Source organism: Actinoplanes sp. DH11 (assembly GCF_020873875.1).
Taxonomy (GTDB): Bacteria; Actinomycetota; Actinomycetes; order Mycobacteriales; family Micromonosporaceae; genus Actinoplanes.
In genome coordinates this window covers 74,745-99,653 of sequence record NZ_JAHWGU010000018.1, presented here as the reverse complement: position 1 = coordinate 99,653, position 24,909 = coordinate 74,745, and the positions used below count along the sequence as shown (strand labels likewise).

20 protein-coding genes and 1 riboswitch are annotated in these 24,909 nt (G+C 72.2%); of the genes, 5 read left to right on the top strand and 15 right to left on the bottom strand.

Features of this window, described 5'->3' with window-relative positions:
• Window positions 1–45: 45 nt before the first annotated feature.
• Window positions 46–642, bottom strand: coding sequence for a GNAT family N-acetyltransferase (locus tag LPA41_RS25190; protein WP_229073248.1), 597 nt, complete (start codon window positions 640–642; stop codon window positions 46–48).
• A 2-nt stretch (window positions 643–644) separates the two neighbouring features.
• Window positions 645–1,082, bottom strand: coding sequence for a deaminase (locus tag LPA41_RS25185; RefSeq protein ID WP_229073247.1), 438 nt, complete (start codon window positions 1,080–1,082; stop codon window positions 645–647).
• A 374-nt stretch (window positions 1,083–1,456) separates the two neighbouring features.
• On the opposite strand from LPA41_RS25185, the gene LPA41_RS25180 reads away from it, so the two are divergent.
• Window positions 1,457–2,791: a PHB depolymerase family esterase gene (locus LPA41_RS25180; protein ID WP_229073246.1), complete on the top strand. Its 1,335-nt coding sequence runs from the start codon at window positions 1,457–1,459 to the stop codon at window positions 2,789–2,791.
• Between the two features lie 64 nt (window positions 2,792–2,855).
• On the opposite strand, the gene LPA41_RS25175 is transcribed toward LPA41_RS25180, so the two are convergent.
• From LPA41_RS25175 to LPA41_RS25145, 7 genes are all read right to left on the bottom strand, one after another.
• Window positions 2,856–3,527 carry a Rid family hydrolase gene (locus tag LPA41_RS25175; protein WP_229073245.1) on the bottom strand — a complete coding sequence of 224 codons (672 nt, stop codon included), beginning with the start codon at window positions 3,525–3,527 and terminating at the stop codon, window positions 2,856–2,858.
• Window positions 3,527–5,116: a flavin monoamine oxidase family protein gene (locus LPA41_RS25170; RefSeq protein ID WP_229073244.1), complete on the bottom strand. Its 1,590-nt coding sequence runs from the start codon at window positions 5,114–5,116 to the stop codon at window positions 3,527–3,529. Before LPA41_RS25170 ends, LPA41_RS25175 begins: the two co-directional genes overlap by 1 nt.
• A 162-nt stretch (window positions 5,117–5,278) precedes the next feature.
• Window positions 5,279–6,916 (bottom strand): serine/threonine-protein kinase, encoded by a 1,638-nt coding sequence (locus LPA41_RS25165; RefSeq protein WP_229073243.1) that lies wholly within the window; start codon window positions 6,914–6,916, stop codon window positions 5,279–5,281.
• Between the two features lie 71 nt (window positions 6,917–6,987).
• Window positions 6,988–7,722 (bottom strand): Pr6Pr family membrane protein, encoded by a 735-nt coding sequence (locus LPA41_RS25160; protein WP_229073242.1) that lies wholly within the window; start codon window positions 7,720–7,722, stop codon window positions 6,988–6,990.
• Window positions 7,723–7,855: 133 nt separating this feature from the next.
• Window positions 7,856–9,205 carry a cell wall metabolism sensor histidine kinase WalK gene (locus LPA41_RS25155; RefSeq protein ID WP_229073241.1) on the bottom strand — a complete coding sequence of 450 codons (1,350 nt, stop codon included), beginning with the start codon at window positions 9,203–9,205 and terminating at the stop codon, window positions 7,856–7,858.
• Complete coding sequence (locus LPA41_RS25150) at window positions 9,189–9,872, bottom strand: response regulator transcription factor (protein WP_229073240.1); 684 nt, start codon at window positions 9,870–9,872, stop codon at window positions 9,189–9,191. Before LPA41_RS25150 ends, LPA41_RS25155 begins: the two co-directional genes overlap by 17 nt.
• A 58-nt stretch (window positions 9,873–9,930) precedes the next feature.
• The gene (locus tag LPA41_RS25145; RefSeq protein ID WP_229073239.1) at window positions 9,931–10,902 is read right to left on the bottom strand and encodes a 3,4-dioxygenase subunit beta; all 972 of its coding nucleotides are present in this window, start codon (window positions 10,900–10,902) and stop codon (window positions 9,931–9,933) included.
• A gap of 142 nt (window positions 10,903–11,044) precedes the next feature.
• On the opposite strand from LPA41_RS25145, the gene LPA41_RS25140 reads away from it, so the two are divergent.
• Entirely contained in the window at window positions 11,045–12,193 is a 1,149-nt protein-coding gene (locus LPA41_RS25140) for a hypothetical protein (protein ID WP_229073238.1), read from the top strand.
• A 54-nt stretch (window positions 12,194–12,247) separates the two neighbouring features.
• Here LPA41_RS25140 and LPA41_RS25135 read toward each other — a convergent pair whose 3' ends face one another.
• The 6 genes from LPA41_RS25135 to LPA41_RS25110 all read right to left on the bottom strand — a co-directional run bounded on the left by LPA41_RS25135 (window position 12,248) and on the right by LPA41_RS25110 (window position 18,557).
• The gene (locus LPA41_RS25135; protein WP_229073237.1) at window positions 12,248–13,081 is read right to left on the bottom strand and encodes a phosphatase PAP2 family protein; all 834 of its coding nucleotides are present in this window, start codon (window positions 13,079–13,081) and stop codon (window positions 12,248–12,250) included.
• Between the two features lie 392 nt (window positions 13,082–13,473).
• On the bottom strand, window positions 13,474–14,586 hold the full coding sequence (locus LPA41_RS25130) for a tetratricopeptide repeat protein (RefSeq protein ID WP_229073236.1): 1,113 nt from the start codon (window positions 14,584–14,586) through the stop codon (window positions 13,474–13,476).
• Window positions 14,583–15,899 carry a 26S protease regulatory subunit gene (locus tag LPA41_RS25125; RefSeq protein ID WP_229073235.1) on the bottom strand — a complete coding sequence of 439 codons (1,317 nt, stop codon included), beginning with the start codon at window positions 15,897–15,899 and terminating at the stop codon, window positions 14,583–14,585. The genes LPA41_RS25130 and LPA41_RS25125 overlap by 4 nt, the downstream gene beginning before the upstream one ends.
• A gap of 167 nt (window positions 15,900–16,066) precedes the next feature.
• On the bottom strand, window positions 16,067–17,041 hold the full coding sequence (locus LPA41_RS25120) for an NlpC/P60 family protein (protein ID WP_229073234.1): 975 nt from the start codon (window positions 17,039–17,041) through the stop codon (window positions 16,067–16,069).
• A gap of 16 nt (window positions 17,042–17,057) precedes the next feature.
• Window positions 17,058–17,193: riboswitch (cyclic di-AMP (ydaO/yuaA leader) on the bottom strand.
• 120 nt (window positions 17,194–17,313) lie between these two features.
• On the bottom strand, window positions 17,314–18,207 hold the full coding sequence (locus tag LPA41_RS25115; RefSeq protein ID WP_229073233.1) for a M56 family metallopeptidase: 894 nt from the start codon (window positions 18,205–18,207) through the stop codon (window positions 17,314–17,316).
• A complete protein-coding gene (locus LPA41_RS25110) occupies window positions 18,204–18,557 on the bottom strand; it encodes a BlaI/MecI/CopY family transcriptional regulator (RefSeq protein ID WP_229073232.1) in 354 nt (117 codons plus the stop codon). The genes LPA41_RS25115 and LPA41_RS25110 overlap by 4 nt, the downstream gene beginning before the upstream one ends.
• Window positions 18,558–18,632: 75 nt before the next feature.
• Between LPA41_RS25110 and LPA41_RS25105 the strand changes: the two genes are divergently transcribed.
• Genes LPA41_RS25105 through cydC form a run of 3 tightly spaced genes read left to right on the top strand, consistent with a single transcriptional unit; the run spans window position 18,633 to window position 24,848 of the window.
• The gene (locus LPA41_RS25105; RefSeq protein WP_229073231.1) at window positions 18,633–20,060 is read left to right on the top strand and encodes a cytochrome ubiquinol oxidase subunit I; all 1,428 of its coding nucleotides are present in this window, start codon (window positions 18,633–18,635) and stop codon (window positions 20,058–20,060) included.
• Between the two features lie 13 nt (window positions 20,061–20,073).
• Complete coding sequence (gene cydB, locus LPA41_RS25100; RefSeq protein WP_229073230.1) at window positions 20,074–21,054, top strand: cytochrome d ubiquinol oxidase subunit II; 981 nt, start codon at window positions 20,074–20,076, stop codon at window positions 21,052–21,054.
• On the top strand, window positions 21,051–24,848 hold the full coding sequence (gene cydC / locus LPA41_RS25095; protein WP_229073229.1) for a thiol reductant ABC exporter subunit CydC: 3,798 nt from the start codon (window positions 21,051–21,053) through the stop codon (window positions 24,846–24,848). The genes cydB and cydC overlap by 4 nt, the downstream gene beginning before the upstream one ends.
• Window positions 24,849–24,909: the final 61 nt, after the last annotated feature.

Below are 24,909 nucleotides of genomic sequence, written 5' to 3'. Positions count from 1 at the left end.
TACCGCATCGCAGGTCTTAGCTCAGGAGACGTCCGCGTGAGCCGGTCATGACGCACGGTCGCACGGCGCGCCGAACCGCTTCCATTCGTCGGCGAGCAGGGCGTAGCCGACGCAGTCGAGCCACTCGCCGGATCGGTGCAGGGAGTCCCGGACGGTGTAGAACTCGCGCCGCATCCCGACACGTTCCATGAGCCGCCACGACGCCTTGTTGGCGGCGAAACAGGTGGCCGTCACACGGTGCGTCCCGAGATCCTCGAAGCAGAGCCGGAGCAGTTCCCGGACGGCTTCGGTGGCGTATCCGTGCCCGGCGTGCTCCGGGTGCAGCACCCATCCCAGCTCCGCCTGCATGCCGCGGGCGCGTTCGGCGATCTCCGCCTGGGCCCACGCATCCTCGATCTTCAGCATCACGTCGCCGATGACCGCACCCTCGCGCTCGACCACGAGCGTCTTGTCCAGATTGTCCGGGGCCGCGAACCAGGTCCGGTGCTCGTCCAGGGTGGCCGAAGCGCGGGTGAGCCAGCGACTCACGTCCTCCCGGCAGCGGAACGGCCAGGTGGCGTCGGCGTCGCCCGCGGTCGCCGGCCGCAACGTCAGCCGGCCGGTGTGCACGGGCCAGGTCAGCACGGCAAGTCCGGTGTTCATGGTCAGGCACGCGCCTTCCGGACGGCGTACCGGTGGAGTGTGACGCCCTGCTCGAAGCTCCCCTGCTCGAGCAGGTCCAGTTCCCGCAGGTCCGCGAGGGCGCCGACAGCGTCGTCGCCATTGATCACCCGCGTGTTGTGGCCGGCGCTGGTCCGCGTCCGCGACACCAGCACCTTCGGCTTCGAGGTCCAGATCCGGCCGTATTCGCGGAGGAAGCCGGGCAACGTGGCGTCGTCACGCGCTTCCGGCCAGAACCCCTCCATCGTCTCGTGGATGGTGCGCCCCTGGACCATGAGCGACAGCGCCCGCGCCCGCGCGTTGAACTCGTGGTGCAGGGACTCGCCGATGCGCATCCAGGATCCGCCGCCCTGCTCGTTCTCGGCGTGCTCGATCCGCAGGTCGAGGGACACGTTCATCCAGTACACGAACCGGCCCGGCATCAGCCCTCCCAGGGATAGCGGCCTGTCACTGCTGGGCGCCACGTTAGAGAAACCGATAGCAATCTGCAACCACTCTCTCACCGGTACGAGGCAGGCCGCGGCCCGATTGACACACATGGACGGGGCGCTGGGTGGACGAAAACCGAAAGTTTCGGAAATCGGTCGGCCGGGATCGGGTTACATTGTCGCAGGTGAATGAGGAATCGATCGGCACATCCGCGCCCCAAGTGTCATGAGGAGCGAATAGTTACTGTTGTAAATGTCGCTGGCCGATTGTATGTTTCGGTCGATCCGGATCAGGCCTGTTTCCCTGGTCGCTCCCGCCGGTGCGGTCACGGGCCCACCCCCGCGCTGCACCCCGAAAGGAATCGACCATGAGAAGACATTGGCGCACCTTGCTGGCCTCGGTCGCCGCGATCATTGCCGGCCTGGTGTCCGTCACCACGCTGCTCCCGGCCTCACCGGCCTCCGCGGCCGCATTGACCGAGGTCACCGGGTTCGGGACCAACCCCACCGGCATCCGGATGTACCTCTACGTCCCCGACCGGCTGCCCACCAAGCCGGCGGTGCTGGTGGCCGTGCACTACTGCACCGGATCCGGCCCGGCGTTCTACTCCGGCACCGAGTTCAAGTCGCTTGCCGACCAGTACGGCTTCATTGTCATCTACCCGTCGACCGTGCGTACCGGGAACTGCTGGGACGTCTCCTCGGCGGGCGCGCTGACACACAACGGCAACAGCGATCCGGTCGGCATCACGTCGATGGTGAAGTATGTGCAGCAGAGGTACAGCACCGATACCGCACGTACCTTCGTCACCGGCGCCTCGTCCGGCGCGATGATGACCAACGTGCTGCTCGCCGACTACCCGGATGTGTTCGCCGGCGGCGCCGCGTTCATGGGCGTGCCGGACACGTGTTTCCAGGCGACCGCGGGCAATCCCGCCGACCCCGGCCAGCAAGCCGGCTGGAACAGCGCCTGCGCGAACGGCCAGGTCACCAAGACCGCCGCCCAGTGGGGTGACGCGGTGCGCAACTCCTACCCCGGCTACACCGGCACCCGCCCCCGCATGCAGCTGTGGCACGGCACCACCGACACCACGCTGCATTACAACAACTTCGGCGAAGAGATAAAGCAGTGGACAAACGTGCTCGGCGTCAGCCAGACACCGGTCAAGACCGACATGCCGCAGCCGGGCTGGACCCGCACCTGGTACGGCAACACCTCGGCGCAGCCGCCGGTCCAAGCCATCAGCCTCGCCGGCGTCGGCCACTCGCTCCCCCTGTCCGGCCAGGCCAGGATGGCGATCAGCTTCTTCGGTCTGGACGGGACCACAGTCTCACCGTCGCCCTCGTCCCCCTCTCCCTCGCCCTCGTCGCCCGCCCCCTCGTCGCCGTCGCCCTCGTCGCCCTCGCCGGTTCCGGGCGGTTGCACCGCCTCGATCTCGCTGAACTCGTGGAACGGCGGCTACGTCGCCACCGTCACGGTCACCGCCGGCGCGGCGGCGATCAACGGCTGGACCGCCGCCACCACCCTGCCGTCCGGCTCGGCCGTCACCAGCTCGTGGAGCGCGACCGGTAACGGCACGAGCGGGGCGGTGAGCTTCACGAACGTGAGCTACAACGGCTCCGTCGCGGCCGGCCGCACCACCCAGTTCGGCTTCCAAGGCACCGGCACCGGCCCGACCAGCGCCACCTGCACCGCTCGCTGACGCGGGCGCTGCCGCCGGCCTCGCTGCTCGACCAGGAGCGCGGGCCGGCGACAGCGCCGGATGCCTACCTCCTCTTGGCCGGGTAGGCCGCGTCGACCTCGACCTCGACCAGCCAGCCGTTGACCGGCAGGTTCTCGATCTCGAGCGCGAACCGCGACGGCCTGGCGGGATTGACCACCATCGGCCGGGCGGGTGCGGCGGAGCCGAGCGGCACGTTCACCGGCTTGCCGGTGGCGAGGCTGGTGTTGGCGAAGAACTGGCGGTACGCACGGTTCCAGCCGGCGAAGTCCATCTTCTCCTCGCCGGTAGGGTTCTGGAGGAAGACGCGCATCGTGATGACGTCGTCGTAGGAGAGCCCGGCCTTGGCGAGGTTCTCCCCGATCCGGCGCAGGACGTTGAGGCCCTGCGCCTCGGTGATCGTCACGCCGGGCGCCAGCTGGCCGGCGACCAGGTCCACGGGGTCGATGTAGCGGGCCTCGGTCCCGGCCGGGGCGGCGGTGTTGAGACCGCCGGGCCCGAGCCCGCTGGTCTTGTAGATCGCGGTGTCGCGGCCGATGGCCACACCGTCGGCGATCGAGGGGTTGTCCTGCCCGGCCGGCAGGATCGAGACCGTGGTGCCCGGCCGGGGTGGGAAACGGCTGCCGGCGACAGCGGCCGTCGGGGCGACGAGACCGGCGGTCAGGGCGACGGCCAGGACGATCTTGGTGCGGCCGCTGAGGCGGCGGAACGTACGCATCAGGCGGTCACTCTCTCGTGGATCTGCTCGACGGTGGCGCGGGCCGAGGTGATCGCGCCGTGCTGCCAGGCGATGGCGTGGCTGAGGTGGTCACCGGCGAAGTAGACGTTGCCGGAGGCCTGCAGGAGGCTGCGGTAACCGGCTCCGGTCTGGCCGCCGGCCGCGCCGGGCCAGCTGACCCAGGCCGCCTCGGCGAACTTCGATGACGCCCAGTCCTGGCTGAACGACGCGGTGATGCCCTGGCCGTACACGTCACCAAAGATCTTCTTGCCCTGTGCCGTCGCCTCGGCGAGCCGCTGCGCCGGCGTCAGTGCGCCGTAGAAGTTCGCGTTCGTGCCGGTGTTGTAGTAGCCGATCATCGTGCCGGTCCTGCCGTGGTAGCCGTACGACGGGTGCCACATGTTGCCGATGTTGGTGTTGGCGTTGGTGATGCCGCCGTAGATGCGGAAGTCCTCCTCCCACCAGCGGCGGTCGTACTCGATGCCGATCTTGCCGGCGTTGGTCCTGCTGACCGAGCCCAGCGCCGTGACGACCTCCGCGGGCATGTTGCTGGAGATCTTCGCGGCGATGTGCGGCGGCATCGCGTTGATGGCGAAGTCGGCCGTGACGGTTCTCGTGCGGCCGGCGGTGGTGTAGGTGACCGCGACGCCGTCGGTGGTGTTCCGGTACGCCGTGACCTCGGCGTTGTACCGGAAGTTGCGGGCGCCGATCGCCTTGGCGAACGCGTAGGCGATGCGATCCATGCCGCCGACCGGCTGGTACATCATCATCGCCTGGTCGAAGCCCATCTCGAAGGAGAAGTAGTTGCCCAACGTGGAGCGGAACACGTCGGTCAGCTCGTACTGCGGCAGCGGGGTGCCGGCCTCGAGGTGCGCGCCGGGCTCGGGGGAATAGCCGCGACGGCCGCCGCCCACGTACTCGTTGGCGGAGTTGATGGCGCCGAAGCTGCGCAGGTACGAGATCAGGGCATCCTTGTCCGCCGCGGTCAGCTCCGCGTCGAGGGCGCCCTGGCTGGTCGCCTTGGCCAGCAGTTCGGCGGTGTAGCCGTACGCGTCGGCCTTCACCGCACGTTGCCGGACGGGGACACCGTTGAGCGCGCCCGGGACGTTCTCGCGGTAGAGGAAGGCGTCCGCGTTCTGGTTGGTGAAGACCTCGATCGGTACGCCGAGCTCCTTGCAGTAGTCCAGCGTCACATGCATCTGCGGGATGCGCCCCGGGCCGGCGTTCATGTACTGACCCCTGGAGAAGCGGGCCCGCTGCGTCTGTCCCTTGAGGTCGGTGAAGGTGGTGCCGCCCCGTACCGTCCAGTTGCGGCCGCCGGGACGGTCGTTACCCTCGAGGACGGTGACCGAGTAGCCGCCCTTGAGCAGCTCGTACGCGGCCGTCATGCCGGCGATGCCGCCGCCCATGACGATGACGGACTTGCGGCCCCTGGTGCGCAGGGCGTCGTTCGTGAGCGGGGTGAACGGCGGGGTCTCGGCAGCGTTGGCCGCGGTGGTGAGCCCGAGGGCTCCCATGGTGTGGAACATGACTCCTGCGCCGCCGGTGATGCCGACCTGGCGGAGGAAGTCACGGCGAGTCTGGCCCAAGGATGAACCTCCAAGACGCCCGGGAGGCGGGGGACGCCTCCCGAAGTAAGATCTTGGGCCCGGACGCTAAGAGCGTCAGATTTCGACGCCGGTCTACTTTGGTGTCCACCGCATTGCCATCCCCGGCCGTCGATCGAAGCGATCACCGCCTGCGGAGGCCGCCTACTTCCCCTTGCCTCTGCTCTTGCCGTTGGACTTGGACTTGCCCGTGGACTTGGACTTGGACTTGCTCGTGGACTTGGACTTGGACTTGCTCGTGGACTTGGACTTGGCTTTCGACGTGGGTTTACTGGCGGGCGGTGCGGCCTTCGGTGGCTGCTGCGTCCTCGCCGTTGCCGGGGCTGCGGTTCCGGGCTTCCCGGCCGTGGTTCGGGCGCTGTTCCGGGGGATGTTCGGCGGCGCGGTGGTGGGTGTGGCGGACGGGGCCGGCGCGGACGCTTGCGTGTGGCAGGTGGTGCCGTTCAACGTGAACGACCCAGGCACCGCGGCAGGCTGCCGGTGCGACGTGGTCTCAAATCCGGTGGCGACCGCGCCGCCGGCCGCGAGCGCTGCTCCGTCGGCGCGAACCATCTCGCCCTGCTGCCGCCAGTCCGCCGACCAGCCGCGCACCAGTTTCTGATCGCCGGGCAGTGCGAAGGTGAGCTGCCAGGCAGGTACTGCCACCTGCCCGGAGTTGAGGATGGTGACGGCGGTCGACGTACGGCCGTCCGCGGTCGCTGTGCCGATCGTGTACCGGATGCTGCAGGCTGCCGCCGGTGACCCGGCGGCAGCGGGCGACGAGGTTCGGGGATCGCTGGATGCCCACACGGTCAACCCGGCTGCGACCAAGGCGCAGGCAGCGCCGCCGGCGACGAGGGTTCGTCGCCCGCCGGGGAGTCGAGCTGCGGCAGCAGCGGCCGAGCCGGTGACCCGGTGATGCCATCGGCGTGGCCGAATGATCGATACCGTCGGTGCGGCCGCGGTCTGCAGCAGTGTGCTCGGCGGGAGGCCGGCGATCTCGCCGAGCACTTCGGCGATCTCCGCGGCCGTAGGCCGGTCGCCGGGCTTCTTGTCCAGGCAACGCGGTATCAGCCGCGCCACGTCGGAGGGCAGGCCCGGCACGGACGGCAGTGGCGCCGGCTCGGTGTAGCTGTGGGCTTTGAGCATCTGGGTGGTGGTGGAGGCCTGCCACGGCATACGCCCGGCAAGGCTGAGGTACAGCAGTAGACCGAGGGCGTACACGTCGGTCGCGGGGCGTACTGGGCCGCCCCGGATCCGTTCCGGGGCCAGATAGGCCGGCGTGCCGAGCAACTGGCCGTTCGCGCCGTCCATCTCGCCGACCGCCGCGGAGATTCCGAAGTCGACGAGCTTCACCCCGGACGAGGAGACCATGACGTTGCCCGGCTTGACGTCGCGGTGCACCACACCACGCGCGTGCGCCGCGGCCAGCGCCGCCGCGACCTGCGCACAGACCAGCACGGCCAGCCGCCACGGGATCCGGTTGCCGCTGAGCAGCTCACTCATCGTGCGGCCCTCTACCAGCTCCATGACCACGTACGGCAGAATCTGGCCCTGATACGCCGTCTCGCCGTAGTCGTACACCTCGACCACCATCGGATGGCGCAGGCCGCCTGCCGCCCTGGCCTCCGCGCGCAGCTGCGACAGCAACCTGATATCGGCGGCCAGCCGGGGCGACAGAACCTTGACCGCCACCTGCCGACCCAGCACATCGTCCTCGGCACGCCACACCACCGACATGCCGCCATGACCCAGCTGCTCGACCAGCCGATACCGACCGGCGATCAGGAAACCGCTCTCCACGAGGCATCTCGATGCCCCTGATCAGCGTGCCCAAACCCCGGCCCGCACGGCGCCAGGGCAGGCCCGTGGGACTAGAGGCCGACTCCGCTGACCTCAGCATCGCCGGTGCGACCCTGGTGGACTCCTTCGGCCGGCGCATCATGCGGAGCGCCACCCTGAACCGGGGAAGGCGCAGCTGGGAGCCGGCCGGACAAGAACCGGTCCAAACCCCACAACAATGCCCCGAACGCAACCGCGATGACCACGATGAACGCCATATTGCGCACCGCCGCGCCATAACCGATGTCGGTAACGCTGGCGAACGGGTACGGATACCAATCAGTGACCGCACCATGGGCGAAGGTGTAACCGATCCACACCACCGGCCAGGCCACCGCCCACCACAGCGTGCGCTTGTCCATCCGCGACCGCGGGCCGAACACCAGCCACCCGAGCAGCGCCCACCACGGCGCAACATAGTGGAACCCCAGGTTCGACCACCAACCGGCACCGGCGGGGTTCGCCGTGCCGGCCAGCACCGTCGCATAGACCAGGCCCGTGATGATCATCCCGAGAACGGCGTCGAGCCGAACCACACGCCACAGACGCCCGTCGCGATCGGGATTCAAGCTCAGCGTGACCGCCACGATCAGCAGCAGGATGTTGCTTTGGATCGTGAAGTAGCTGAACAGGCGAACGAACCGGATCACCGCCGGCTGCGTCACGCCGTCGGCGTCGGGCGAACCCTGCGCGGTCAGCACGATCTGAGTCACCAACGAGCCGAGCACAACGACGGCGAGCAGCCCATGCCAGAGCCGGGCATACATGCGAGATCCGATCACCCCGGTAGTAAAGCCTGATCTTGCAGACAGTGCCACAGGCGCCGTCTGCCGAACCCTCCAGCCCGGACCCGCACCCTCAGGAAGCCGGCGACCGCCGCGCCGACCCGCGGCCGGCCGATCAGCCCATGGACGGCAGGCGTACCTCGACCCGCAGGCCCGGGTTCGCGTCGCCGAGCGTGACCGTGCCGCCGTGCCGGCGCACCAGTTCGCGGACGATGGCGAGGCCCAGCCCGGAGCCGCCGGCGTCGCGGGCGCGCGCGTCGTCGAGGCGGGTGAAGCGGTGGAAGACGCGGTCGCGGTCGGCTTCCGGGATGCCGGGGCCGTCGTCGCTGACCACGATCAGCAGGTGGCGGTCCTGCCGGGCGGTCCGCACGGTGACGGTGGTGGTGCGGTGGCGCATCGCGTTGTCCAGCAGGTTCGCGACCACCCGGGCCAGCGCGTCGGGTTCGCCGGTGAACGGCAGCGGTTCACCGTCGGTGACGACGTCCACGTCCGGGTAGCGTTCGGCGACCTGCGTGACCAGTTCGCCCAGGTCGAGCGGCTCGACGCCGCGGCCGGTACGGGCGCCCTCGTCGGAGCGGGCCAGCAGCAGCAGGTCGTCGACGAGCCGGGACAGTCGTTGCACGTCGGCCAGCAGGTCGTCGCTGAGCGCAGGCCAGTCGGTGTCGTCCGGCAGCCGCTGCGCCACCTCGAGTTCGGTGCGCATGTTGGTGAGCGGGCTGCGCAGTTCGTGGGCGGCGTCCGCGACGAACGCGCGCTGCCGGGCCCGGGCGGCGTCGAGGCGGTGCAGCATGTCGTTGAGGGTGACGGCCAGCCGGTGCACCTCGTCCCGGGAGTCCGGCACCGGCAGCCGCCCGGCCCGGGTGCCGCCGGTGATCTCCTCGGCACCGGACCGGAGCGCGTCGACCGGGCGCAACGCCGCGCCCAGCGCCCGCCACAGCCCGGCCGCCAGCAGCGCCACCAGCAGCGGGAAGAGGATCAGCAGGGTGATCCGGAGCAGGTGCACGCTCTGCCGGAGCTCGTTGGTGGAGCGGGCCACCAGCACGAACCGCGGGTCGGTGGGCGGGCCGGCGCTGAGTTTGACGACCCGCGCCTCGCCGTCGAAACCGATCCGGTTGCCGGGGATCCGGGTGCCCCCGCCGTCGGCCAGTTCCCGCATCTCGTCCGGGTAGAGGATCGGGACCAGGCGGTCGGCGGTGGCGGACACCGCGCGTACCCGTCCGTCGTCGTCCACGACCTGGACCTGCACGCCCGGGGTGACCGGGATGGGGTTGCTCAGCGAACCCTGGTCGACCAGGCGTTTCACACCCCGCGCGGTCTCCAGGGCCTCGATCTGCACGGTCCGGTTCTGGGCGAAGCCGAGCACCGCGACGAGCAGCACGCCACCGGCGAGCAGCCCGATGGTCAGGCCGGCCGCGGAGACCAGCAGCAGCCGCGCCCGAAGGCTGAGCTCACTCGGCCGGCGCATCGGTGCCCGCCGCGGCGGCCAGACGGTACCCCGCGCCGCGTACCGTCTCCAGCCGGTCCCGGCCGATCTTGCGGCGCAGGTAGCCGACGTAGACCTCGACCGCGTTCGGCGCGGTGTCCAGCGCGGCGTCCCAGACGTGGTCGAGCAGCTCGGTCTTGGAGATGACCTGCCCGGGGCGGCGCATCAGGTATTCCAGCAGGGCGAACTCGCGGGCGGTGAGCGTGATCTCGGCGCCGGCGACCAGCACGCGCCGCTCCGCCGGGTCCAGTTCGACGTCGCCGAAGGACAGGACCACCGGCCGGGCCTGGGCGCCACGGCGCAGCAGGGCGCGCAGGCGGGCGAGCAGCACGACGTACGAGAAAGGTTTGGTCAGATAGTCGTCGGCGCCACAGTCGAGGCCGTCGGCCTGGTCGTACTCCCCGTCCTTCGCGGAGAGCATCAGCACCGGCAGCCAGTGCCGCTCGGCCCGCAGTTGCCGCACCACGCGGTAGCCGGAGAGACGCGGGAGCATCACGTCCAGGATCATCGCGTCGTACCCGCCGTGACGGGCCATCTCGAGGCCGTCCTGCCCGTCGCCCGCCACGTCGACGGCAAACCCTTCGGCCTGCAGGCCCCGCCGCAGCGCGGCAGCAAGCCGGGCCTCGTCCTCCACCACCAGCAACCGCACGTGACCACCTTGGCATGCCGGGGCTACGCGCAGACAGCCGCTCTCAGCCGCATCACAGTCAGCGGCTGGGCGGCGGGCCGGCCGGCCGGGGGCCGCTCGGCGGGGCGCCGCCCGGACCGCCGGGTCCGCCGGAGCCCATCGGAGCACCGGACGGCGCGCCGTCCCCGGTCAGCTGGCCGCCCGTCGGCGTGGTCGTGGTGTCCACGCCGACCACCAGCGACACCGTGTAGCCCGCGGCCGGGTCGCCGGTGACGGTGGCGAGTTGCGAGGCGCCGGAGTCGTCGCCGAACACGTTGTCGTCGTCGAGCGTGACCCGGGCGAGGTTGGTGACCGAGGCCTCGTACCCGGTGGTCGCGAAAACCTTGTCGCAGGCCTCCTTCGGCAGGGCGACCTGGGAGGTGGCGATGGCGGTGGCGGCGTCGGTGATGCTCGCCTCGTCCGGGTAGACCTCGAAGTGGACGTGCGGCCAGCGCCCGGCGTAGCAGGCCGGGAAGATGCTGGTGAACGTCACCCGGCCGTCGGTGCCGGCGATCTGCACGCCGCGCAGGTAGTTCTCCCCGGTGATCCCCTGGGAGTAGAGCGAGTACTCCCCCGCGCGGTTGCAGTGCCAGACGTAGACCGCGACGCCGGCGAAGGCGGCCCCCGCGTTCGCCAGGTCCTTGATGTCCAGCGTCAACGTCATCGGCACGCCCTCGGCGGTCGTCGCCGAGTCGCCGAAACTGGAGCGGATGTCACCGCGCACGATGCCGTTCTCGGCGAGCACGTCCGGACCGTTGGAGCCGTCACCGGGGTACGGCCCCGCCGTCTCGTCCGGGATCTCGCCGACCGTGTTCGGTTCCGAGCCGGTCACCTCGGGCTTGTCGTCGCCGTCCCCGGACCCGCAGGCGCCGAGGCCGAGGGCCGCCGCGCCGAGCCCGAGGGCGCGCAGGACCTGCCGCCGGGCCGCCATCGTGCCCAGATCGAAGACGAGGCCCTGGTCGACCAGCTCCGCCGCCGGCCGGGGCAGGGACCGTCCCTGGTAAGTAGCCATGCCATTGCTCCCGCTTTGTACGGATATAAGCACGATCAAGCTATCCGACCGACCCTGAGGTGGTGCCCCTTAAGGGACTTTCTCAGCCTCGTCACAGCGGCATCGGAGCACGATGATGGACAGAGATGGGGAGGTGGACATCGTGTCCGTGTTCAGGTCAAGGCCGGCGTTGCGCTGGCTCGTTCCGTCGGCCGCCGCGGTGGCGGTCATCGGGGGCGGCGCGGCGGCCGGGACGATCGTCGCGAGCGCCGACCCGGCCCTGCCGGAGCGTACCGCGGCCCAGCTGCTCGTCGATCTGCAGAGCGCGAACCCCGCGGGGTTCTCCGGAACCGTGGTGCAGAGCACCGATCTGGGACTGCCCGGCATCGCCGGCCTGCTCTCGAACGTCGAGGGCGGCGGGCTCACCAGCCTGGTGGCAGGCAGCAACACCGCCCGGGTGTGGTACGCGGGTGAGGACAAGGCGCGGCTGGCGCTGCTCGCCGACGGCGGCGAGACCGACGTCATCCGCAACGCGTCGGACGTGTGGATCTGGAAGAGCAGCGACAACAGCGGTACGCACGTGACGCTGCCGGCCGGTGTCGGCGACACCACGAAGAAGGAGCGGCAGGCCCTGCCGAGCGGCGTGCCGTCCACGCCGCAGGAGGCCGCCGACGCAGCCCTGGCCGCGATCGACGGCACCACCAAGGTCGACACGACCGGGGCCGCCGAGGTGGCCGGCCGGGACGCGTACGAGCTGGTCCTCAGCCCGCGGGACACCGCGTCGCTGGTCGGCCAGGTCCGGCTGGCGCTGGACGCGACCGAGCACATCCCGCTGCGGGTCGACGTCTACGCGAAGAACGCCACGAAGCCGGCCGTCCGGGTCGCCTTCGAGCAGGTCAGCTTCGAGGTGCCGGACGCCGAGCAGTTCACCTTCAACCCGCCGCCGGGTGCGAAGGTGGAGGAGGTCAAGCCGCCGGCCGACGCCCTCGAGCAGCACGCCGAGCCGGGTCTGCCGGCCAAGCCGGGCGAGGCGGTCAAGCCAGGTGCCGGTGAGGCGGAGGACTTCAAGCTGATCGGTGAGGGCTGGACGACCATCCTCTCCGGCAAGCTGCCCGCGGACGCCGCTCCGCAGGAGCTCACCGGCGAGGAGGCCAAGCAGTTCGAGTCCGTGCTCGGCACGCTGCCGAAGGTCAGCGGCGAGTGGGGCAGCGGCCGGCTGCTCAGCGGTTCGCTCTTCTCGGCGCTGCTCACCGACGACGGCCGGATCTTCGCCGGCGCGGTCACTCCGGAGGCGCTGTACGCGGTCGCCTGACCGATAACGCACACCGAGCCCCGTCGCGCTTCCCAGCGCGGCGGGGCTCGTTCCTCATTCCGGGTGCGGCTGGCGCTGACGCGGGACCATCGCGGGGGCGTGCGCCGGGCGACGATGGCGGAGCAGGGCGTACGCGGCCGCGGTCAGCAACGCGGCGGCGATCGCGTCCAGCCAGTAGTGGTTGCCGGTCGCGACGATCACCAGAAGCGTCACCGCGGGGTGCAGCAGCCACAGGGCGCGGTGCCGGCCGCCGATCGCGGCCATCAGAGCGATCGCCACCACCAGGGCCCAGCCGAAGTGCAGGGACGGCATCGCGGCGTACTGGTTGGAGAGGTGATCCGTCTCCGGGTTGCCGTAGACGGACGGGCCGTACAGCCGGCCCAGGTCCAGCATCCCGGTCCCGGTGAGCATCCTCGGCGGCGCCAGCGGCATCACGAAATGGACCAGCAGGGCGCCCGAGGTGAGCAGCACCAGGACGTTACGGGTCCAGCGGTAGTACGCCGGGCGGCGCAGCCACAGCCAGATCAGGCAGGCGGCGGTCGCCGGGAAATGGACGTACGCGTAATAGCCGTTCGCCACCTCGGCCAGCGCACGCCAGCCGAGCAGCGCGTGCTGCAGGCCGAGTTCGCCGGGCAGGCGCAGCAGGCGCTCCGTGTCCCAGATGGCGCGCGCGTTGCGGAACGCCTCGTCGACGTGGCCGTCGGCGGCGAGCCGGCCGACCTTGTAGACCAGGAACAGCACCGCCACCAGGGCGAGTTCGCGGAGCGCGGCAAGCGGGCCGCGGCGGCCGGCGTCGGCCCCGGCGTCGGCCTTGCGCCGGCGCTTGTGCTGGTCCCGGTGCTGCTGGTCCTTGTCCCTGTCCTCGGGGCGACTGTCGACCACGATCACGGCACGCTCCTGGAGGATCACCCGGCGCGGTTCGGGCCGGCGCGCGGCAGGGGTGGTCCGCGCGAGGGGTGCCGGTCCGCGGGGGGACGTCCGGACGCCGCGTGGGGATGGGCCGGCGCGGGTGGGACGGACCGGCGCGGGAGCCGGCCGGTGCGCGGGACCGGCGGGCTCCGGACCTGTCGATCTCCGCCAGGACCAGCATCCGGAGATCTTGCGCTTTGTGCAAGTTTTACCCGGCGTCGAGTGATCTATCGCGCATCGGCAACCCGGCGTTCATGTGCGTCACACGCACGCGCCGCACCCGGCCGCGCTCAAGCGCTCACACGCGGCCGGCGCGCCCAGCGGTAAGAAGGTGCTCATGCGCGGTCCGCCCGCCGGCGGTAAGCAGATCCTCATGCGCGGTCCGCCCGCCCGGCGGCGGCCAGCACGGCGAGCGGGACGAACGCGGCGATCGGGAGGAGGGGGTGCGTGGTCAGGCCGTACGCGATGAGCAGCGCCACCGTCGCGCCCGCCGCACCCCAGCCGGTTGCCACGGCCCGGCGTGTGCGGGCCGCCAGCAGGTTCAGGCAGCGCCAGGGCAGGACGCCGGCCGGGATCAGGACCCGGAGACTGAAACCGATCATCACCAGCGCGACCGTCGCGGCGATGGCGTGGGCGGCGAGCTGCCAGGACGGCCAGACGTGGGCGACGGCGGCGAGCAGCGTCACCAGAGGGACCCCGGTGCCGAGACCGCGTCGCAGACCGCCGAGCAGGCCCCGGATCGGCCAGGTCAGGGCGGTGATGTCGAGCCGGTCCGGGTGGTCGGCCGCGAGCGCGCGCAGGCCGGTCATCGAAGCGCGGACCCGGAGCCGTTCCGCGTCGAGCAGGGCGATCAGCCAGCGGCCGTCGGGGTTGCCGGGATCCTGCGCGAGAGCCGCCGCGGCCGCCGCCCGGGCCGCCTTGCGCCGCCCGGCGTGCCGTTCGATCTCGGCGAGGGTGAGCAGGTCCGGCACCGAACGCGGGTCCAGCTCCAGCGCCCGCCGCACCGCCGCGCGGGCCGGGCCGAACTGCCGGCGGGCGGCGAGCGCGCGCGCCAGGACCCGGTGCGCCGGCGCGTGCCCCGGCTCCAGCCGCACGGCCTCCTCAGCCTCCCGCACCGCCTCGCCGAGCCGAGCCCGCTCATCCGCCACGCCGAGGCGGGCCCAGTTGTCGGCCGCACCCGCGGGCGCCCACTCCTCGTCGGTGGAGGGCCGGTCCCGGCGCGAAGCCGAGCCGGGGGCGGGTATCAGCAGCAGGCACTCGGCGCGTTCGATGTGGGTGCCGGCCAGGTCCGGCGCCGCCCGGACCGCCGCGTCCGCCGCCCGCAGGGCCTCGTCGCGGCGGCCCCGCAGGCGTAGCAGGCCGGCAAGCAGGGCCAGCAGCTCCGGATCGGACGGCGCCGCGACCAGGCCGGCACGCACCTCGGTCTCCGCGTCGGCCAGCCGGCCGAGGTCGGCGAGCACCCGGGCCCGCGCGGCGGGGGTCACCGCACCTTGCGCTTCTTCAGGTACGCCGCCAGGTCGTCGTACTCGCCGCTCTCGTTGGCGAACATCGCGACGTTGCGGGCGGTGGCGAACCACGCGTCCGTCGACGGGCGCACCTCGCGGGCCGCCGCCAGCATGTCGGCCTGCCCGATCATGCGGATCTCGCCGGTGGCGATCGAGTCGCGCATCGCGTACTCGGCGGCGGTCTCGCACAGGTGCGCCAGGTCCGCGCCGGAGTAGTGCTCGGTCGCGGCGGCGACGGCGTCCAGGTCGATGCCGGCGACCGGGCGGTCCCGCAGGTGGAATTCCAGGATCGAGGCCCGGGCGGTACGGTCCGGCGGCAGCACCAGGACGGTACGGTCCAGGCGTCCCGGCCGCCGCAGCGCCGAGTCGACGTCCCAGGGCGCGTTCGTGGCGGCCAGCACGAACACCCCGTCGTTGCCGCCCTCCACCCCGTCCAGCTCGGTGAGCAGCTGGTTCACGACGGTACGCATGGACGACTGCAACTGGCTGCGCTTGTGCCCGAGCGCGTCGATCTCGTCGAGGAACAGCACGCACGGCGCGTGGCCGCGCGCCGACTCGAACAGGTCGTGCAGGTTGCGTTCGGAGCTGCCGACCCACATGTTCAGCACGTCGGTGATGCTCAGCGAGATGAACGCGGCACCCATCTCCCCCGCGACCGCCCGGGCCAGGAACGTCTTGCCGCAGCCGGGCGGGCCGTAGAGCAGCAGGCCGCCGCGGAGGCTCTTGCCGAACAGCGAACGCAGTTTCGGGTTGCGCAGCGGGCCGAGGAAGGAGACTTCGAGGCGTTTCTTGACGTCGGCCATCCCACCGACGTCGGCGAGGGTGACGGTGGAGCGTTCCACGTCGAAGACCCGGTCCTGGTGGCCGCCGGCCGGGTCCGGTTCGCCGCCGGCGGGCTGCCGGGCGAACCGGGGTGGCACCACGTCGCCGAACTGCTCCTCCAGCGCGGCCCAGTCGACGCCGGACCGGGACGCGCCGGGCGGGGCCGCCGCGGGCGGGGTGCCGGGCGGGGCCGCGGCAGGCGGGGTGCCGGGCGCGCCGGTGGGCGGGGTGGCGGGCGAAGCGGGCGGCGGACCGGCGGGCGCGGCCGGCGCGGGGCCGAGGGCGCGGGCCATCAGCTGCTGGGCAGCCGGGTTGCCGGGTTCGCGGGCGAGGACCTGAGCGGCGTGCGCGATGGCCTCGGCGCCCCGGCCCACCGAGACCAGCAGCTCGGCCAGGTGCAGGCGCAGCGGGAGGTCGTCGGGGCGGGCCTGCACCGCGGCGGTGAGGCTGTCGATCAAGGCGTCGCTCATGACAGGCGATTATGCCCCGGCCGGGCCAGGAGCCCGGGGGTGCCGCCCGCGAAAGCGACGCTGCGGACAGCCGGAAACTGCTGTGAGAACGGTCACGCAGGGTAGGCGTACCCCGCAAAAAGGCCGCCCCCGCAAAAGCGCAGGAACGGCCTTCTCGCGTTCATTTCCTAGGCGGGCCGGCGGTATCCCGCAATCGGACCGCGATCGATCGTCGCCATCCGCACGTGGTCGCCCGTGTGCGGCGCGTGGACCACCATGCCACCACCGATGTAGATGGCCACGTGGTGGACATCGGCGAAGTAGAAGACCAGATCACCGGGCTTCAACTCGCTGCGGCTGACCGATCTGGTCGAACCGTACTGGTCCTTCGTGTAGTGCTCGAGGTGCACACCGACCGACGCCCATGCCTTCTGCGTCAGACCGGAACAGTCGTAACTGTTCGGGCCGTTGGAACCGAAGACGTACGGCTTACCGATGAGGTCGCACGCCTTCTGAGCCGCGCGACCGCCCTTGTCGTTGGTGTAGGTGACCGGGCAGGGGCCGGTGCGCAGCGGGCCGTCGTCGACGTCCGCCGTGCCGTACGCGTCGATCCGGAGTTTCTGAAGGTCGTCGATCTCTTTCTCGATGGCCTTCTTCTTCGCCGCCAGGTCCTTGTCCCGGGCGGCGATCTCCGTCGCGAGCTGGTCCACCTTCGCCTTGTCCGCGGCGTACTTGTCGCGGAGCTTGGCCACGTCCTCGATCGATTCCGTCTGGCGCTGAGCGAGCTGGTCGAGCAGCGAGAGCTTCTCGGTCAGCCCGGTCGGCGACCCGGACATCAGCATCGCGTTGAACGCGTTCGGCGGGCCCTGCATGTACGCGTCGACGGCCATGCCCCGAACCTGGGCCATGGCGACGTCCACCTTCACCTGCAGCGGCGTCAGCGTCTTCTCCAGCGAGGCCTGCTGCTTGCGCAGCTTCTTCAGCTTGGAGTGCACCGAGTTGTACTCCTCGATGACGGGTTCGAGCTTGTTCCACTGCTCGTCGATCTTCTTCTCGACGCTCGCCGGCGTGGGCTCGGCGTGGGCAACGGCGGGACCAGTGAGAACGACTCCAGCCGCGGCGATCACGCAGAGCAGACCGCGGAGAACGCCTTTCCGTTTCACTTAGGTGCGTTGTCCTTTCTTCCCACTCGACCGCCGACCGGGTTAGCTGACGGGTTCGGGCGGGAAGCTGCCCGGCCGCTCGCGAAAAAGCGGCTTCACCCCGGACTTACCTGGGTCCCCGACTCACGCGTGTGATTAGGCGGCGGTTCGTCAGATCGGCCGGTTGGACGATTGGGGGGCTGCCGAACCGGGACCACCGTACCGGGCACCTGTCGCCGAACAAAAGGTCATCCGCGTGGCGAAACCGTGCGCACGCCACCCATTACGGTGCGTTATTGAAATGGCCAGGCGTCCAGGGCCCGGCCGAGCCAGGGCACTACCAAGATCACTGTGGGTAACACCAGGAGGCCCGCCGCGGCCGCTCCGGCGGCGACCGTGAACACCCGGCTCTCCGGCAGCTCCAGGCGGTCCAGCCGGCGGCGCCGCGTCTCGGCGACGGCACCCTCGGCCAACGGCACCGCGTCCGCCATGCGTTCCAGCGCGGCCCGCAGCGGCGCCGGCCCGGTGCGGCGCCGCGCGGCGTCGTCGGCCACCATCTCCAGCAGCAGGTGTACGGCGTCGAGCGGCACCCGGCTGCGCAGCGGTGCCGGGACCGCCTGGTAGAACGCGGTGAACGACTCCATCACCAGCTCGTGCCGGTGCCGCAGGTGGGCGCGCTCATGGGCGAGGACGGCGTCGACCTGCTCGCGGTCGAGCACCTGGAGCACCGCGTCGCTCAGGATCACCCGCGGCTGCCGGCCGGGCACGCAGTACGCCATCGGCAGGGCGCCGTCGAGAACCCGTACCTCTCCCCCGCCGGTCTGTTCCCGGCGCTCGGCCCGGTCCAGCAGGTCGGCGAGCGTCCGGTGCCGGTCGCGGCGGGCGCGGGCCCGGGACGTCACCCGGGCCAGCGAGATCAGCAGCCGGATCACGATGGTCGCGGCCACCGCGAGCGAGAAGATCAGCGCGACAACGGTCTCCGGGTGCCGCGCACCGGCGGCCCGGGTCAGTTCCTCGGGTGCGGCCAGCACCACGCCGAGCGCACAGAGCACCGACGTCAGGGTGAGCGCCTGCCAGAGCACCACGCCGGCGACCGGGGCACGGTCCGGCCAGCGGGCGTTCGCCAGGATGCCGGGCGCGATCAGGGACAGGGTCAGGCCGAGGGCGCCGAGCAGGAGTGCGGTCACGGCTCCCCGGGGCGGACGGCCTTGAGGGCGGCGGCGAGGGCGTCCGGCGGCAGCTGCCCCACGAAGTACGCCAGGGCGGCGTCCCGGTCCGGGGTGGCGCTGAGCGCGTCCATCATCAGGCCGGCGGTCATCTCCTCGCGGGACTGCGCGGGGGCGTACCGATAGGCGCGGTCCGCTTTCTGCTGGTTGACCAGGCCTTTCTTCGCCAGCCGGTCCAGCACCGTCATCACCGTCGTGTACGCCAGGTCGCGGTCGCCGCTGAGCGCCTCGTGCACCTGGCGGACGGTGAGCGGCTCACGCGCGTCCCACAGTCTCGTCATGACCTCACGTTCGAGGTCCCCCATCGCCATGTGTTAGATCCTACTGCACGGTGTCGTACTACACGACGTAGTATCTACTACGAAGCGTCGTAGAAGGGCCCCGAGATGGATGTGCTCGACCTGACCCGCCTGCAGTTCGCGGTCGTGACGATCTACCACTACCTGTTCGTCCCGCTGTCGATCTGCCTGGCCGCGACGGCGGCGGGACTCCAGCTGGCGTGGATGCGCACGTCCCGCGACAAGTACCTGCACCTGACGAAGTTCGTCGGCAAGCTGCTCATCGTCACGTTCGCCGTCGGCGTGGTGACCGGGCTGGTCCAGGAGTTCCAGTTCGGGCTCGGGTGGAGCGCGTTCGCCAGGTTCTACGGCGACGTCTTCGGGCCCACCCTCGCCATCGAGGGGATGCTCGCCTTCTTCCTGGAGGCCACGTTCCTGGCCCTGTGGTATTTCGGCTGGGACCGGCTGCCCCGCCGCCTGCACGCCGCCACCATCGTCATCGTCGCGGTCGGCACGCTGCTCTCCGCCTACATCATCCTGGCCGCGAACTCGTTCATGCAGAACCCGGTCGCCTACGCGCTCGACCCGGAGACCGGCCGCGCGCACCTGACCAGCTTCACCGAACTGCTCACCAACGAGGTGGTGCTCGCCGCGTTCCCGCACACCATGGCCGGCGCCGCGATGGCCGGTGGCGGGGTGCTGCTGGCGATCGGTGTCTGGCAGGCCCGGTCGCACACCGCGTTCCGCACGCTGTCCCGCCTCGGCGCCTGGATCACGCTGGCCGGCGGCCTCGGCACGGTGATCAGCGGTGACCACCTCGGCAAGGTGATGACGGACGTGCAGCCGATGAAGATGGCCGCCGCCGAAGCCCTCTACGAGACCACCACCGGCGCGCCGTTCTCCGTCTTCGCGATCGGCGAGCTCGGCCACGACCGGCCGTTCTTCAGCATCGAGGTGCCGAAACTGCTGTCGTTCCTGGGCACCGGGTCGTTCGACGGCACCGTGCAGGGCATCGACGACCTGCAGGCGGCGTACGTGGCGCAGTACGGTCCCGGCAGCTACGTCCCGATGATCCCGGTGGCGTTCTGGACGTTCCGGCTGATGATGGGCGCCGGCATCCTGGCCATGGTGTTCGGGGCGTACCACCTGTGGAAGACCAGCGAGCTGCGCCGCTTCACCGTGCTGCGGCGCCTGCCCGTGCTGCTGCGACCGGGCACCGGCGACCCCCGCTGGTACCGCCGGTTCGTCCTGCTGGCCCCGCTGCTGCCGGCGGCCGCCAACACCTTCGGCTGGATCTTCACCGAGACCGCCCGGCAGCCGTGGCTGGCGTTCGGCATCTCGAAGGTGGCGGACGGCGTCTCGCCCGGCCTGACAAGCGCCGAGGTGATCGCGTCCCTGGCCGGGTTCACCGTGGTCTACGGCCTGCTCGCCGTCGTCTGGTGCCGGCTGGTGATGCACCTGTCCCGCAAGCCGCTCGAGGGCGACGGGACCGGCGCCACCGAGAAGACCGAACCCGAACCCGTCCCGGCCTACTAGGAGTTCCGAACCCATGATCACTTTCTGGTTCGCGGTGCTCGTCCTCGCCTGGGTCCTCTACTTCGTGCTCGAGGGCTTCGACTTCGGCGTCGGCATCCTCACCCCGCTGCTGGGGCGCGACGAGCACGAGCGGGGAGCCGTGGTCCGTACCGTGGGGCCGTTCTGGGACGGCAACGAGGTCTGGCTGGTCGCCGCCATCGGCGTCACCTTCGCGGCCTTCCCCGACTGGTACGCCGCCCTGCTCTCCGCCCTCTACCTGCCGATGGTCCTGATCCTGCTGCTGCTCGCGATCCGCGGCGTCGCCCTCGAATTCCGCGGCAAGCACGACGCACCGTCCTGGCGCCGCCGCAGCGACCTGCTGCTGGCGTCGTCGTCGGCCGGCATCGTGCTGCTCTGGGGCGCGGTGCTGGGCATCTTCGTGCACGGCCTCGCCCTCGGCCCCGACGGCGAGGTCACCGGCACCGGCCTGAGCCGCAGCCTCGACCCGTTGCTCACCCCCGCCGCCGGCCTCGGCGTGCTCGGCGCGTTCCTCGCCGCGATCCTGCTGGGCGCGACGTTCCTCTCGCTGCGCACCACCGGCCCGGTGCGCCGCCGGGCCCGCGACCTGGCACGGCACGCCGGGCTCGGCGGGGCGGTCGCCCTTTCGATCATCGGAGTGGGTACCGGCAACCGCGTCATCCTGCTCGCCGCGGTCCTCAGCTTCGTCACCGGTGTCCTCGCCCGGCGCGCCCGGGAGGCGGCGGCGTTCGTCGCGGTGGCCGCGGGCGTGGCGGCGGCCGTGGTCGCGGTCTTCACCGTGCACGGCGACGTGGTGCTGCGCAGCACCCTGTCGGCGGCCTGGTCGCTGACCCGGGACGGCGCCGCAGCCGGCCCGGAGGCGCTGAAACTGATCACCATCGCCGGTGTGATCGTGCTGCCCGGCGTGCTCGCGTACCAGATCTGGTCCTACTGGGTCTTCCGCCGCCGGGTCGCCAGTGAACGGGTCGCGTCGTGAGCCGCACCGCGCGGGGGCCGGTCGACCCGCGGCTGCTGCGGCACGCCCGGACCAGCCGGGCCGGCATCGCGCTGCTCACCCTGATCGGCGCGGGTCAGGCGGCCACCACCGTCGGGCTCGCCGTGGCGCTCTGCTGGATCGTCACCGGGCCCCGTACGCCCGGGGTCGCCCTGCTCGCCGGCGCGTTCGCCGCCCGCGCCGCGCTCGCCTGGACCGAACAGGTGGTGGCCCGCCGCACCGCCGCCCGGGTCACCGACGAACTGCGGCGCTCCCTGCTCGACACCGTGGTCCGGCGCGGCCCGGCCTGGGTGGCGGCGCACGGACCCGGCCGGCTCACCGCCGTCCTCGGCACCGGGCTCGACGCGCTCAAGCCGTGGTTCGCCGGCTACCTGCCGTCGCTGGTCCTCGGCGTGCTCCTGCCCCCACTCGTGATCGTCGTGATGGCCTTTGTCGACCCGGCCTCCGCGATCGTCGCCGTGCTCACGCTGCCCCTGATCCCGCTGCTCGGCGCCCTGATCGGCTGGGCCACCCAGGCCCGCGCCCGGCAGCGCTGGGCGGCCGACGCGCGACTCGCCGGCCACTTCCTCGACGTGGTGCGCGGCCTGGCCACGCTGCGCGTCTTCGGCCGCGCCGACCGGCAGACCGCGGTCATCGAGGACCTCACCGACCAGCACCGGCGCGCCACCATTCGGGTGCTGCGGGTCGCCTTCCTCTCCTCGACCGCGCTGGACCTGGTCGGCACCCTGTCGGTCGGCCTGATCGCGGTCCAGGCGGGCCTGCGCGTCGCGGCCGGTTCGATGGAACTCGCGCCCGCGCTGCTGGCCATCCTGCTGGCGCCGGAGGCGTACCGGCCGCTGCGCGAGATGGCGGCCCGCTACCACGCGTCGACCGACGCCTCCGCCGTGATCGCCGACGTCGACGAGATCCTGACCGGCCCGGCACCGGCGGTTTCCGGGGTTTCGGCCGGGGCTTCCGGCTCGGCGGGCGCTTCGGGCTCGGCCGGCGTCTCTGGCCCGGCGGGCACTTCCGGCTCGGCCGGCGTCTCTGGCCCGGCCGGCGCCTCCGGCTGGGATGGCCCCTTGGGCGAGGCGGAGGCAGGCGCGGGCGCGGCGCGGGGAGACCTCGCGGTGCGGGCGAGGCTGGACGGTGGTGCGGCTGGGCGCTGGGGTGTACGGGCGAGTGCCCTGCGCGCGAGCTACCCTGGCGCGGCGGCCGAGGCGCTGGTACTGGACGAACTCACGGTGCGCGCCGGTGAGACGGTCGCGCTGCGGGGACCGTCCGGCGCCGGCAAGACGACCGCGTTGCGGGTGCTCGCCGGGCTGCACCCGGCGTCGTCGGGCGCGCTGGCGATCGGCCGGACCTTCTACCTGCCGCAGCGGCCGGCGCTGCCGCACGCGCGTACCGTCGCCGAGGTCTTCCCCCCGGAAGCCTCCCCCGCCGAGATCGCCGACGCCCTGCGGACCGTGGGCCTGACCGGCGAGGTGACCGCCGCCACCCCGCTCAGCGAACACGGCGCCGGCATCTCCTCCGGTCAGCGCCAGCGCCTCGCCCTGGCTGCCCTGCTGCACCGGGCCGCCGGCGCGGTCGCCGAGAACGCGGCCGTGGCTGCCGCCACCGCGATCACCGCCGAGGCCGCCGTCGCCCTGGACGCGGCGGTGATCGCGGCGAACGGCACACCCCGGCCGACAGCCGGCCCGCCGGGAACAAATCAGCACGAATCGCCGACCGGCTCGGGCCGGACTCGGCCGGTGGTGACGCTGCTGCTGGACGAGCCGACCGCGCACCTGGACGCGGCCGCCGAGCAACTGGTGATCCGGCGGCTGAACGAGTTCGCGGCGCAGGGATGCGCGGTGCTCGTGGTGGCCCACCGCCCGGCCCTGCTGGCCGCCGCCGACCGCGTGGTGACCCTCGACCCGGCCCCCCGGGCCACCGGCCCCACCTCCCGTTCTGCCGGCGCCGACGATGGTCCCCGAGCGGCTGAGGTCCGCGACTCCAGGCGAACGACAAGCGCGGGCACCCGTCCCGAAGAGGTCCGCGGACTCGCGCGAACGACGAGCGCGGACGCCCGTGCCGAAGAGGTCCGCGACCCCGCGCGAACGACGAGCGCGGGCGCCCGTCCCGGAGCGGCCGGAGCCGGCCACCGCCCTGAAGCGTTGGCACCAGCCAAGCGCCGTTCGACCGAAACAGATTATCGCGCTGCCGGCGGGCGCTGGGCGTGGGCGCGGCGGCCCGGGGTGGCTGTCGCGCTGGGGGCGGCCTCCGCACTGAGCGGAGTCCTGCTGACCGGCGCCGCCGCCTGGCTGCTGGTCCGCGCCGCGTCGCTGCCGCCGGTGCTCACCCTGTCGGCGGCCGTCGTGCTGGTCCGGGGCAGTGCCGTGGCCCGGCCGCTGCTGCGCTACCTGGAACGGCTCGTCGCGCACGACGTGGCGTTCGCACGGCTCGGCCGGCAGCGGTCGCGGGTCTACGCCGACCTGGTGCCCCGGGTGCCCGGGCGGCGCGCGCACCGGCGCGGTGACCTGCTCACCCGGCTCGTGGACGATGTGGACGCCGGGGTCGACGGGCTGCTGCGCGGGCGGTTGCCGGCCGGGGCGGCGGTCGTCACGCTCGGGGTCGCCGCGCTCGCCCTGGCCGCGATCACGCCGATGCTGCTGGTGCCACTCGCGGTGGGCGTCCTGGTGGCCGGGGTCCTGGCCCCGGCCGTCGCGGCCCGGCAGGCGGACCGGCTGGACGCCGCCACCGGAGCCGCCCGGGCGGCGCTGCGGGACGCTGTCGTCGAAACCGTGGACGGCGTCGAGGAGGTGGGTTCCGGAGCGGGTCGTCCGGACGTACCCGCGGAACGCAGCACAACCCTCGCCCGCCTGGAGGCGCGTGCGGCGCGCGGGTCCGGCCTGGCCGGCGCGATCGCCCATCTCGGGTGGGGCGCGGCAGCCGCCGGGACCGCCGTCGTGCTCGGCGGCGCCGGGTTGTCGGCCGAGTGGAGCGCGGTGGCACTGCTGGGCCTGGTCGCCCTGGGTGAGACGGTGGTGGCCCTGCCCGACGCGGCGATCGCGCGGCGGCAGGCGGCGGGCGCGGCGCGGCGGGTGGCGGCGCTGACCGCCGAGAACCCGGCCAGCGCGGCGCCGGCTTCCGGATCCCCGGTCAGCGCGGCGCCGGTACGGGGGCGGGGTGCGGCGGTGCGCGTACGCGGGCTCGTGGCCGGCTGGCACCGCGAGGAGGCGCCGGTGCTGGACGGGTTCGATCTGGACCTGCCGGCCGGTTCCCGTACCGCGATCACCGGGCGGTCCGGCAGCGGGAAGTCCACGCTGGCCGCGGTGCTGGGGCGACTGCTCGACCCGTGGGCCGGGACGGTGCAGTCGGCCGGCCGGGTGGTACTGGTCGGGGACGAGACGGCGCACGTGTTCGCGTCGACCGTACGGGAGAATCTGCGCCTCGCCGCCCCCGCCGCCGACGACCGGGACCTCGTCGCCGCGCTGCACCGGGTCGGTCTCGGTGACTGGTTCGCCGGGCTGCCGGCCGGGCTGGACACCTGGCTGGGCACTGGCGGAAGCACCGTCTCCGGCGGGCAGCGGCGACGGCTGGCGACGGCCCGGGCGCTGCTCGCGGACCCGGACCTGCTGATCCTGGACGAGCCGACCGAAGGCATCGACGAGGCGGGCGCGCGGGCACTGATGGCGGACCTGCTGGACGCGGCGTCCGAGCGTACCGTCCTCGTTCTCGCCCACCGCGCAGAAGGCCTGGATCTCGTCGACCGGGTCCTTGACCTGCGCGGCGAACCGGTCCGCGCCGCCCGATGACGGCATTGCCGGGTGCTATCCCCTTCCGGGCGATCAGTTCGGCCGCACGCCCCTGCGCGAG

Coding starts and splice junctions, on each gene's coding strand:
- LPA41_RS25125 (WP_229073235.1), bottom strand. CDS start 15,899: ATGAGCGACGCCTTGATCGACAGCCTCACCGCCGCGGTGCAGGCCCGC.
- LPA41_RS25185 (WP_229073247.1), bottom strand. CDS start 1,082: ATGCCGGGCCGGTTCGTGTACTGGATGAACGTGTCCCTCGACCTGCGG.
- LPA41_RS25110 (WP_229073232.1), bottom strand. CDS start 18,557: ATGGCGATGGGGGACCTCGAACGTGAGGTCATGACGAGACTGTGGGAC.
- LPA41_RS25190 (WP_229073248.1), bottom strand. CDS start 642: ATGAACACCGGACTTGCCGTGCTGACCTGGCCCGTGCACACCGGCCGG.
- LPA41_RS25175 (WP_229073245.1), bottom strand. CDS start 3,527: ATGCGTACGTTCCGCCGCCTCAGCGGCCGCACCAAGATCGTCCTGGCC.
- cydB (WP_229073230.1), top strand. CDS start 20,074: ATGATCACTTTCTGGTTCGCGGTGCTCGTCCTCGCCTGGGTCCTCTAC.
- LPA41_RS25105 (WP_229073231.1), top strand. CDS start 18,633: ATGGATGTGCTCGACCTGACCCGCCTGCAGTTCGCGGTCGTGACGATC.
- LPA41_RS25155 (WP_229073241.1), bottom strand. CDS start 9,205: ATGCGCCGGCCGAGTGAGCTCAGCCTTCGGGCGCGGCTGCTGCTGGTC.
- LPA41_RS25180 (WP_229073246.1), top strand. CDS start 1,457: ATGAGAAGACATTGGCGCACCTTGCTGGCCTCGGTCGCCGCGATCATT.
- LPA41_RS25160 (WP_229073242.1), bottom strand. CDS start 7,722: ATGTATGCCCGGCTCTGGCATGGGCTGCTCGCCGTCGTTGTGCTCGGC.
- LPA41_RS25145 (WP_229073239.1), bottom strand. CDS start 10,902: ATGGCTACTTACCAGGGACGGTCCCTGCCCCGGCCGGCGGCGGAGCTG.